Annotated in this window: 10 protein-coding genes; 6 read left to right on the top strand and 4 right to left on the bottom strand. The window is 78.4% G+C overall.

The features are described from left to right. Nucleotides 1-60 precede the first annotated feature (60 nt). The gene (locus WDV85_RS17205) at nucleotides 61-135 is read right to left on the bottom strand and encodes a 50S ribosomal protein bL37 (RefSeq protein ID WP_409372975.1); all 75 of its coding nucleotides are present in this window, start codon (nucleotides 133-135) and stop codon (nucleotides 61-63) included. A 497-nt stretch (nucleotides 136-632) separates the two neighbouring features. Here WDV85_RS17205 and WDV85_RS16425 point away from each other — a divergent pair, with 497 nt between their 5' ends. The 4 genes from WDV85_RS16425 to WDV85_RS16410 all read left to right on the top strand — a co-directional run bounded on the left by WDV85_RS16425 (nucleotide 633) and on the right by WDV85_RS16410 (nucleotide 5,069). Continuing rightward, complete coding sequence (locus tag WDV85_RS16425; RefSeq protein ID WP_339571650.1) at nucleotides 633-860, top strand: biotin/lipoyl-binding carrier protein; 228 nt, start codon at nucleotides 633-635, stop codon at nucleotides 858-860. 58 nt (nucleotides 861-918) lie between these two features. Further along, on the top strand, nucleotides 919-2,910 hold the full coding sequence (locus tag WDV85_RS16420) for an amylosucrase (RefSeq protein WP_339571649.1): 1,992 nt from the start codon (nucleotides 919-921) through the stop codon (nucleotides 2,908-2,910). A gap of 88 nt (nucleotides 2,911-2,998) precedes the next feature. Further along, the gene (locus WDV85_RS16415; RefSeq protein ID WP_339571648.1) at nucleotides 2,999-4,123 is read left to right on the top strand and encodes a type IV pilus twitching motility protein PilT; all 1,125 of its coding nucleotides are present in this window, start codon (nucleotides 2,999-3,001) and stop codon (nucleotides 4,121-4,123) included. A gap of 49 nt (nucleotides 4,124-4,172) precedes the next feature. Further along, nucleotides 4,173-5,069, top strand: a complete 897-nt coding sequence (locus WDV85_RS16410; RefSeq protein WP_339571647.1) for a YhjD/YihY/BrkB family envelope integrity protein — start codon at nucleotides 4,173-4,175, stop codon at nucleotides 5,067-5,069. A gap of 52 nt (nucleotides 5,070-5,121) precedes the next feature. Here WDV85_RS16410 and WDV85_RS16405 read toward each other — a convergent pair whose 3' ends face one another. Beyond that, entirely contained in the window at nucleotides 5,122-6,255 is a 1,134-nt protein-coding gene (locus WDV85_RS16405; RefSeq protein WP_339571646.1) for a glycerophosphodiester phosphodiesterase, read from the bottom strand. A gap of 283 nt (nucleotides 6,256-6,538) precedes the next feature. Between WDV85_RS16405 and WDV85_RS16400 the strand changes: the two genes are divergently transcribed. Continuing rightward, a complete protein-coding gene (locus WDV85_RS16400) occupies nucleotides 6,539-6,940 on the top strand; it encodes a hypothetical protein (RefSeq protein ID WP_339571645.1) in 402 nt (133 codons plus the stop codon). 51 nt (nucleotides 6,941-6,991) lie between these two features. Further along, entirely contained in the window at nucleotides 6,992-7,960 is a 969-nt protein-coding gene (locus WDV85_RS16395) for a zinc-binding dehydrogenase (protein WP_339571644.1), read from the top strand. Nucleotides 7,961-8,065: 105 nt separating this feature from the next. On the opposite strand, the gene WDV85_RS16390 is transcribed toward WDV85_RS16395, so the two are convergent. Next, nucleotides 8,066-8,692 (bottom strand): GDSL-type esterase/lipase family protein, encoded by a 627-nt coding sequence (locus tag WDV85_RS16390; protein WP_298804446.1) that lies wholly within the window; start codon nucleotides 8,690-8,692, stop codon nucleotides 8,066-8,068. Continuing rightward, a complete protein-coding gene (locus WDV85_RS16385) occupies nucleotides 8,689-8,880 on the bottom strand; it encodes a DUF6104 family protein (RefSeq protein WP_171203626.1) in 192 nt (63 codons plus the stop codon). The genes WDV85_RS16390 and WDV85_RS16385 overlap by 4 nt, the downstream gene beginning before the upstream one ends. Nucleotides 8,881-9,000: the final 120 nt, after the last annotated feature.

Raw genomic sequence — 9,000 nt, 5'->3', positions numbered from 1 at the left:
GGGCCCGTCGTCGTGCTGCGGCCGTCCCGGGCGGGCGCGGCCCACCGGGGTGGGCCGTCCTCAGCTGTTGGGGCGGTTGCCGTGGTTCGCGCTGCTCTTCTTGCGCGAGCGGCGCTTGCGGGCGCGCTTGCTCATGCCGCCTCCTCGTCCGTCGGAAGACCCGCGGTCGCGGGCGGGCACGATCGTCCCACAGCACGACGTGGCGCCGCGTCGACCACGACCACGGGGCGGGGGCGGGGGCGACCGGTCGTGCGGGCGGGGCCGACCGCCGGTGGTGCGGTGCCGACCGCAGGTGGTGGTGCGGGCGCGGAGAGCACGTCGGGCCGACGCCCTGACCACCGCGGGACGCCGAGCCGGTGCCGGAGAGCTCGCAGGTGAGGGCCGCGCCCACCTCGGGTGGTGGTGCGGGCGCGGAGAGCACGTCAGGCCGGCGCCCGGACCCTCACGGGCGGTGACCACGGCGCGCCGAGCCAGTGCCGGAGCGCGCGCACCACCACCCGCCCGCCCCGCGACCACGCCCGCCCCGCGACCACGCCCGCCCCGCGACCACGCCCGCCCCGCGACCACGCCCGCCCCGCCCCATCCGGCCCCGCCTCGCCGGGCCCGGCCGCGCGCGTGGTTCGATCGGCGCCGTGGAGAGCGTCCGGGCGGAGATGGTGGCGGGGGTCCTCAGCATCGCGGTGGACGTCGGCGAGGTGGTCGAGGCCGGCCAGACGCTGCTGCTGCTGGAGTCGATGAAGATGGAGATCCCCGTGGTCCCCGAGGGGCGCGGGCGCGTCGCGCGGGTGACGGTGAGCCCGGGCGACGTCGTCCAGGAGGGCGACCTGCTCGTCGTCCTCGAGGCGGCACCGGCCACCTGAGGCGCTCGCGCCGCTAGCGTGCCCCCGCGGCGGGGGTCGGCGGACGGGCGGAGCGGGCGTGGACGAGCAGGTGGCGCGGGAGCCGCGACCGGTGACGGGTCGGGTGCCGCAGCCGGTCGCCGCGGCCGCGGACGACGTCCTCGCGGGGCTCGCTCCGGAGCGTCGTGAGCTGTTCCACCTGCGCGTCGAGCGCTGGTGGCCCGACGTGCGGGAGGGGCTCGCGGCCGTCCACGGGGCCGAGGCGGCCGCGCGCCTGGAGGTGCGGCTCCTGCGGGCCGCCGCCACCGCCTACGCACGGCGCGACGAGGACCTCCACCGCCTGGACCAGGCGCGGACGCTGGCGCCCGACTGGTTCCAGCGCCCGGGGATGCTCGGCTACGCGGCCTACGCCGACCGCTTCGCCGGCACCCTCGCGGGGGTCCGCGACCGGCTGCCCCTGCTGGAGGAGCTCGGCGTCACGTACCTGCACCTCATGCCCCTCCTGCTGCCCCGGGAGGGCGACAGCGACGGCGGGTACGCCGTCGCCGACTACCGCCGCGTGCGACCGGACCTCGGCACCACCGAGGACCTGCGGGAGCTCGCCGCCACCCTGCGCGGCCGCGGCGTGAGCCTGGTGCTCGACCTCGTGCTCAACCACGTGGCCCGCGAGCACCCGTGGGCCGAGCTGGCGCGGCGCGGCACGCCCGAGGAGAGGGCGCGCTACCGGGGCTACTTCCACGTCTTCGCCGACCGCGAGGGGCCCGACGCCTTCGAGCGGACGCTGCCGGAGGTCTTCCCGGACACCTCGCCCGGCAGCTTCACGTGGGACGACGAGCTGGGCGCCTGGGTCTGGACGACCTTCAACAGCTTCCAGTGGGACCTCGACTGGTCCTCGCCCGAGGTCCTCGCCGAGATGGTCGACGTCGTCCTCCACCTCGCCGACCTCGGCGTCGAGGTGCTGCGCCTGGACGCCGTGGCGTTCCTCTGGAAGCGCCTGGGCACGAGCTGCCAGAACCAGCCCGAGGTCCACGCCCTCGTCCAGGTGCTCCGCGGCGTCACCCGGGTGGCCTGCCCGGGCCTGCTGCTCAAGGCCGAGGCCATCGTCGCGCCCGACGATCTGGTGCCCTACCTCGGCACCGGTGGGCACGCCGGGCGCGTCAGCGACCTCGCCTACCACAACAGCCTCATGGTCCAGGTCTGGTCGATGCTCGCCACGGGCGACGTCGTGCTGGCGACGCGCGCCCTGCAGCGCATCCCGCCCGCCCCCTCGTCCACCGCGTGGATCACGTACGTGCGCTGCCACGACGACATCGGCTGGGCGGTCTCCGACGAGGACGCCGCCGCCGTCGGCCTCTCGGGCCACGGGCACCGGTCGTTCCTCGCGGACTGGTATTCCGGCGCGTTCCCCGGCTCCCCGGCCACGGGGCTGGTCTTCCAGGAGGACCCGGCGACGGGCGACCGGCGCACGAGCGGCGCCACGGCGGCGCTCACCGGGCTGGAGGCGGCGCTCGCGCGGGGCGGGCGGCCGGGGGACGAGGACGTCGACCTCGCCGTGCGCCGCCTCCTCCTGGCCCACGCGGTCGTCCTCGCGTGGGGCGGCGTCCCCGTGCTGTGGTCCGGCGACGAGGTCGGCCAGCCCGGCGACCCCGGCTGGGCGGGCGAGCCCGGCCACGAGGCCGACAACCGCTGGGTCCACCGCCCCCGCGCCTCGGAGGTCCTCCTCGCCGAGCGCCACGACCCCTCGACCGTCGCGGGCACCGTCTTCGCCGGCGTCCGCCACCTCGCCCGCACGCGCGCGTCGCTGCCGCACCTGCACGCCGCGACGCCGGCGCAGGTGCTCGACCCGAGCGACCCGGGGGTCCTCGTGGTCCTGCGCCGCCACCCGGAGGGGGACCTGCTGCTCCTCGCCAACTTCACGGGTTCCTGGCGGCCGTTCCCGGGCGAGCGCCTCGACGCCGCGGGCCTCGGCGGCGCCCCCGACGCCCTCACCGGGCGGGTGCCCGAGCGCGGCGGCGACGGGGCGCTGTGGCTCTCGCCCTACGACGTCGTCTGGCTCGTCGGCTCGCGCTGAGCGGTCGCGGCCGGCCCTGACCGCCCGCGGTCCTGCGAGGGTCCGGGTCCGGGCTCAGGGTGCGGGCGGGACGTGCCGATGGGACGACGTGACCACTGCGCCCGCGACGTCCACGCCGCCGGAGACGCCCGCCGAGGAGCTGTCCGTCTGGCCCTTCCTGCGGGCGCTGTGCGACCTGCAGGGCTCGGACCTGCACTGCAAGGTCGGCTCGCCGCCGCGGGTGCGCATCGACGGTCGCCTGCGGCGCCTGCAGTTCCGCGACCTCACCTTCGCGGACACCGAGGGCCTGCTGCGGCAGGTCATGCGCGAGGACGCCCGCGAGCGCTTCGCGCAGACGCTCGAGGCGGACTTCGCCTACTCCGTCCCCGGCATGGGGCGCTTCCGCGTCAACGCCTTCCGCGCGCGCGGGTCGGTGGGCCTCGTCATCCGCCGGGTGGCCGTGGGCGCGGTCCCGCTGTCCGACCTCGGCCTGCCCGCGGTCGTGGGGACCCTGGCCCTCGAGCCGCGGGGCCTCGTCCTCGTCACCGGGCCCACCGGCTCGGGCAAGACGACGACGCTCGCCGGGATGGTCGACCACATCAACAGCAACCGGGAGGTCCACCTGCTCACGGTGGAGGACCCCATCGAGGTCCTCCACCAGGACAAGCTCGCCATGATCAACCAGCGCGAGCTGGGGCTCGACACCGCCAGCTTCGGCAGCGCCCTGCGGGCGGCGATGCGCCAGGACCCCGACGTCGTCCTCGTCGGCGAGATGCGCGACGCCGACACCGTGCGCGCCGCGCTCGCGGCGGCGGAGACCGGCCACTTCGTCATGAGCACGCTCCACACGACGGACGCGACGGAGACCGTGGCGCGGATCATCGACTTCTTCCCCCACCACGAGCAGCAGCAGGTGCGCCTGTCCCTCGCCGGCTCGCTGCGCGGCATCGTCTGCCAGCGCCTCGTGCCCCGCGCCGACGGCCAGGGTCGCGCCGTCACCGTGGAGGTGTGCGTGGGGACGGGGCGCGTGGCGGACGCCGTCGCCGACCCCGAGAAGACGGCCTCCATCGCCGACCTCGTCGCCGACGGCGCCTTCTATGGCATGCAGACCTTCGACCAGCACCTCGTGCAGCTCTACCGCGACGGCGTGGTCGGCCTCGACGACGCCATGGCCGCCGCCACGCGTCCGCACGACCTCGCCGTGGAGATGCGCCGGCTCGGGCTCGTGGCCTGAGCGCACCGTCGGTCGGCGGTCCGAGGGCCCCGGCGTGCGAGGCTGGGGCGTGCCCGTCGCGCCGTCCCGCCCGCCCGAGCGCAGGCTGACCCGGCGCGAGGTCCTGCGGCGGCTGCCCGGGCCCACGCGGCAGCTCCTGCGGCGCCGCGAGCTCCCGCTGACCGCCGCGGGCCTCACCTTCTACGGGGCGCTCGCGGCGGTGCCCTCGGTCCTCATCGCCGTCCGCGTCGCGGGCTGGCTCGTCGGCGAGGACCGGGTGCTCGCCCTCGGCGCGTCCCTGCAGGCCGCGCTGCCCTCGGCGATGTCCGCCGACGTCGTCGCGCGGTCCGTCGTCGTCTACGGGCTCGGCGTCGCCTGGCCCGTCGTCATCTTCAGCCTCTTCCCCGCGAGCCTGTACGGGGAGGGGCTGCGCCGCGCCTACACGGCCCTCGGCGGCGAGCCGCCGGCGGCGGGCGGCGACCACGAGCGGCGGCCGCGCTGGCTGCGGCGGCTCGGCTCCGGGTGGCGGGCCCGCGCCTCCGTGCTCCCCGTCCTCGCGGCCGCGCCGCTGCTGCTGCTCGTCGTCCTCGGCGTGACCCCGCTCGTGGCCGACCTGTTCTCCCAGGGCGCGCGGGGGACGGCTCTCGGCGTCTACGTCGCCCTCAACGTCGACTGGGTCGTCATCTCCCTGCCGCTCGCGTGGACCTTCCGCACCGTCGCGCCGCAGCACCTGTCCTGGCGCGCGGCCCTGGCCGGTGGCTTCGCCACGGGCGCCTTCGTCGCCGGCTTCGTGCAGGGGATCGTGCTCTTCGTGGCCCTGCCGGTCGACATCGGGGCGCCCTTCGGCGGCTCCGCACCCGTGGGCGGCGTGATCGCGGCCCTGCTGTGGCTCTGGCTGCTCCACGTCGTCGTGCTCGTGGGCTTCGCCGCCACCCTCTCGGCCGTGCGCCTGCGCCGCGAGGGCTGAGCCCCGCGGGCGGGGCCCGCGGGGCTCGGACGGTCGAGGTGGGGGCCGCGGCTCAGGGGGCGGCGAGCGTCGTCCCGTCGTCCGGCGCCGGGCCGGCGCCCGCCGCAGCGGGGGCAGCGGCGTCCGCGGTCGTGGGGTCCGCAGCGGTGGGGGCGGCGCTCGTGCCGCCGCGCCGCGGCGCGGGCACGGGGGAGCGGCGCCCCTCCACCCACCCGAGCATGCGGTCGGGGCGGTTGGTGATGACGCCGTCCGCTCCGGCCTCCTCCAGCTGCGCCCACCGGGCGGCGTCGTCGACCGTCCACACCCACACGGCCACGCCGAGGTCGTGGAGGGCGCCGACGACCTCGGGTGAACCCACCACGAGGCGTGCACCGGGGTTCACGGCCGACAGTCGGTGCTCCGCCACGAGGCGGCGCACCTCCTCGGACACGCGCGGCGCACCGCCCGTCGCGCCCCGCCCCGACGCGTCCGGCGTCCCTGCGCCGGCCTCGAGGAGGGGGACCCCGCCGCCCTCGCGCAGCAGCAGGCCGAGCGCGAGATCCGGCGCCGCGTGGGCGCACGCGGCCACGGTGCCCGCGTCGAAGGACTGGAGCACGACCCGCTCGGCGAGCCCGCGGGCGCGGACGGCCGCGACCACGGGCGCCACCTCGGCCGGCGTCCACGAGCCCTTGAGCTCCAGCAGCAGGTGCGGCTCGTCGTGGGCGGCCGCCCAGTCCAGCAGCTCGTCGAGCAGCGGGACGCGGGCGCCGCCGAAGCCGGGGGCGAACCAGGAGCCGGCGTCCAGGGCGGCGACCTCGGCCGCGGTGAGGCCGGCGAGGTCCCCGGCACCGTCGGTGGTGCGCTCCATCCGCGGGTCGTGGAGGACGACCGCGACACCGTCCCGGGTGCGGCGCAGGTCCGTCTCGACCCACGGAGCACCGGCGCGGCGCGCGGCCTCGAAGGCGGCCAGGGTGTTCTCGGGGGCCGTCGAGGAGCTCCCGCGGTGGGCCACGACCGCGGGCGGCGCCCCGGGGGCGCGCCGCAGCAGCGGCAGGGGGCCGCGGCGCACCGCGGCGCCGGCGTCCGGGGGGTCCGCGGGCGGGGCGCCCGGGTCCTCGGTCGGCGGTGCGGCAGCCGCGCAGGGCGCTGCGGGCGAGGGCGTCGAGGGCGTGGGCGCTGGTGCGGGGACGCGACGCGTCGTCGTCATGGGAGCTCCCGGGCGGGGTCACCCGGGCGGGCCCGGGTGCTGACGCCTCCGACGTTACGTCGGGCCGGTGCCGCGGCGCACGACCGACGCCCCCGTCGGCGCGGGTCTGCCCGGAGATTTCACCGCCCCGCCACCGGGCGGCTCCCCGGCGGTCGCCAGGCGGGTGGGGACGACCTCCGCGCCCGACGGCGCGGCGCGGCAGGATGGCCCGGCCCGGCCCGACCACGACCACGACCAGCAGCGCCCGGACCACCCGGGCCGCGCCGGCGCCCAGGAGGCCCCCGTGAGCACCCGCACCGACCGCGAGGACCTCTCCGCGCAGGAGGCCGCCGTCGCCGCCGCCCGCGAGGGGCTCCGGGACGCCGTCGAGGACCTCGCCCGCGCCAGCGAGGAGGAGGCCCGGCCCCGCGGGGCCGGCGGGCGGCCGGTCACGGGTCCGGGCACGGACCCGTCGCTGGCCGCGGTGGCGGCCGAGGCGCGCGACCTGGCGCGGGCGCTGCGCTCGCGGGCCCGCCGTCCCCCGGCCGCCGACACGGCGCCGCTGGCCGGCGCCGTCTCGGCCGCCCAGCGGGAGGCCGCCCGCTCCGACGCCTGGGACGACGCCGTGCGCGCCGTGCGCGAGGCCGAGTCCGCGCTCGACGCGGCGGTCGTCGACCTCGCGTCCGCGCGCGGGGAGGACGTCTGACGGCGGGCCGCGGGCGGGCGCGCGGCGGGCGGTGGGCCTAGCGTCGCGGGGGTGCTGGCCGCCTCCGTGACGCAGACGTCCCCCACCGACCCGCTGTCCGCGCTGGAGGTGGGGGAGCGCCCCGCGCCCGAGGCCCCCGACGGCTGGGTGCGGGTCCGCCTCGAGGCGGCGAGCCTCAACCACCACGACCTGTGGAGCCTGCGGGGCGTCGGGCTGCCCGACGAGCGGCTGCCGATGGTGCTCGGGTGCGACGGCGCCGGCACCGACGAGGACGGCCGGGACGTGCTCGTCCACGCCGTCGTGACGAGCCCGGGGTGGACGGGGGACGACACGCTCGACCCGGGGCGCTCGCTGCTGTCGGAGCGCTACCAGGGCACGCTCGCCGAGGAGGTCGTCGTCCCGGCGCGCAACGTCGTCCCGCGCCCGCCTGAGCTGTCCGCGGCCGACGCCGCCTGCCTGCCGACGGCGTGGCTGACGGCCTACCGGATGCTCTTCACGCAGTCGGGCGCCGCCCCCGGCTCGACCGTGCTCGTGCAGGGGGCGGGCGGTGGCGTCGCGACCGCCCTCGTCGTCCTGGGGCGCGCCGCCGGCTACCGCGTGTGGGTCACCTCGCGCAGCGAGGAGAAGCGGGAGCGGGCGCTCGCCCTCGGCGCGCACGCCGCCTTCGCGACGGGGGAGCGGCTCCCCGGCCGGGTGGACGCCGTCATGGAGACCGTCGGCGAGGCCACCTGGGCGCACTCGCTGCGGTCGCTGCGCCCCGGCGGCACGGTCGTCGTCGCCGGGGCCACCTCGGGCCCGGCGCCCAGCGCCGAGCTGCAGCGCGTCTTCTTCCTCGGCCTGCGCGTCGTCGGGTCGACGATGGGCACCCGCGAGGAGCTCGTCCGCCTGCTCGACCTCCTCGTCGCGACCGGGGCCCGGCCCGTCGTCGACCGCGTGCTGCCGCTCGCGCGCGCCGCCGAGGGCTTCGCCGCCATGGCGGCGGGGGAGCTGTTCGGCAAGGTGGTCCTCACCACCCGCTGACCGCTGCCGCGGACCCGCGCCGGAGGCGCCGCGGCCCCCGCCACCTCGCGGGTGGCGGGGGCCGCGGCTCTTCGGCGGAGCGTGACCGGGGGGCGAGGGGCCCGGTCAGCCCTCGTCGGGCAGGCCGAGCCAGGGGCGCCAGCCCCCGTGGAGGACCAGCCAGGCGAGCAGGCCGTAGCCGGCCTGGCCGGGGTGCACGCCGTCGCCGGCGGCGAGGTCGGCGTGCCACTGCTCGTGGTGGACGAGCGGGTCGAAGCAGTCCACGTAGCGCACCGCGCGGCGCGCGCAGACGTCGGCGAAGGCGTCCGCCAGCTCGGCGACGTCGTCGTTGCGGTCGGCGTCGAGGCCCGGCGCCGGTCCGACGACGAGCACCGGCAGGCCGCGGGAGGCGGCCTCGTCGAGGACGTTGGCGAGGTTGAGGCGGCTGCGCGCCATCGTCAGCCCGGCCTCGAGGTCGGCGCTGCCCAGCCCCACGACGAGCCGGTTGTCGGCGCCGGGGGCGAAGCGGCGCGAGGTCTCGTCGACCCAGCGCTCGAGCAGCCCGGCCGTGCCCTCGCCGGGCACCCCCAGGGGGAAGACGGTCGTGGGGCCGTCGTCGTCGGGGGTCCGGGCCGCGACGCGCCCGGTCCACCCCATGGCCCGGGGGTCGCCGACGCCGGCGGCCAGGGCGTCGCCGAGGACGCAGACGCGGCGGCCCGGGGCGGCCTGGGGGTCGGGGGCTGTGGTGCTCACGCGTCCTCGCTGTCGTCGCTGTCGTCGTCGAGGCGGGCCAGCCAGGTGGCCAGCCGCTCGACCGGGGTCTCGTGCTCGGGGTGGACGTCCACGAACGTCCTCAGCTGCTCGGCGAGCCAGGCGAGGGTGACCTCCTCCTCGCCGCGCCGCGCCTCCAGCTCCTCGATGCCACGGTCGGTGAAGTACATGGGGCCATCGAAGCCCATGGGCGCACCCGACCGCACCACCCCTGCTGCGGAGGGAGCCGCGGGGTGGCGCCGCGTCCCCGCCCGCCCCGCGAGCAGCGGGTGCGGGCGGGGGCCGCGGTC

It is taken from the genome of Pseudokineococcus sp. 5B2Z-1 (assembly GCF_037482305.1).
Classification (GTDB): domain Bacteria; phylum Actinomycetota; class Actinomycetes; order Actinomycetales; family Quadrisphaeraceae; genus Pseudokineococcus.
Note: the sequence above shows the minus strand (reverse complement) of the source record. Positions and strands in the feature narration are given on the sequence as shown.

Coding starts and splice junctions, on each gene's coding strand:
- WDV85_RS16385 (WP_171203626.1), bottom strand. CDS start 8,880: ATGTACTTCACCGACCGTGGCATCGAGGAGCTGGAGGCGCGGCGCGGC.
- WDV85_RS16405 (WP_339571646.1), bottom strand. CDS start 6,255: ATGACGACGACGCGTCGCGTCCCCGCACCAGCGCCCACGCCCTCGACG.